Raw genomic sequence first — 1089 nt, 5'->3', positions numbered from 1 at the left:
CGCCACTTCGGTGGAAATCATGCCTTCGTTGACACCGACCATGCCGAATTCCAGTTCTTCCACGACCCGGAAAATACGGCCCACGTCGCGCGCATAGATATACGACGCCAGGCCGAACGGGGTGTCGTTGGCCATGGCGATGGCTTCGGCCTCGGTCTCGAAGCGGAACAGCGGCGCCACCGGGCCAAAGGTTTCTTCGCTGAAGATCAGCGCGTCGCGCGGCACGTCGGCCAATACGGTCGGTTCAAAGAACGACCCGCCCAGCGCATGACGTTTGCCGCCCGCCACTATGCGCGCGCCTTTGCCCACTGCGTCGGCAATGTGCTGTTCCACCTTGAGCACCGCTTCTTCATTGATCAAGGGGCCCTGCAACACGCCGTCGTGCATGCCATTACCGACCTTCAGCGCCGCCGTGGCTTCGCCCAGCTGTTTTGCGAACGCATCGTAAACGCCGGATTGCACCAGCAAGCGGTTGGCCGCCACGCACGCCTGGCCGGTATTGCGGTATTTGGCGGCCAGCGCGCCCTTCACGGCAGCGTCGATATCGGCGTCGTCAAAGACGATGAAGGGCGCATTGCCGCCCAGTTCCATGCTGGTCTTCTTGATGGTCGGCGCGCATTGCGCCAGCAATTGCGCGCCCACCTCAGTCGAGCCGGTGAACGACAACTTGCGCACCACCGGGCTGGCGGTCAGCTCGCCGCCAATGGCGCGCGCCGAACCAGTGACGACATTGCACACGCCGGGCGGCAAACCGGCCCGTTCGGCCAGCACCGCCAGCGCCAGCGCCGACAACGGGGTCTGGCTGGCGGGCTTGATGACGCCCGCGCAGCCAACCGCCCAACCCGGCCCCGCCTTGCGGGTGATCATCGCCGACGGGAAATTCCACGGCGTGATCGCGGCAAACACGCCGATCGGGGCCTTTTGCGCCAGGATGCGGCGGCCATCGACATTTTGCGGAATGAGGTCACCATACACGCGGCGCGCTTCTTCCGAGAACCATTCAATAAAACCTGCCGCGTACAGGATTTCACCGCGCGACTCGACCAGCGGCTTGCCCTGTTCCGCCGTCATGATGACGGCCAGGTCATC

At 64.3% G+C, this 1089-nt stretch carries 1 protein-coding gene; it reads right to left on the bottom strand.

Features of this window, described 5'->3' with window-relative positions:
- A partial coding sequence (locus tag AC1RRC_RS33205; protein WP_493060203.1) for an NAD-dependent succinate-semialdehyde dehydrogenase occupies positions 1-1089 on the bottom strand: 1089 nt, incomplete at both ends.

Source organism: Pseudoduganella sp. GW821-FHT12E03 (assembly GCF_058807115.1).
The sequence above is the reverse complement of the archived record's forward strand: the minus strand, read 5'-3'. Positions and strand labels throughout refer to the sequence as shown.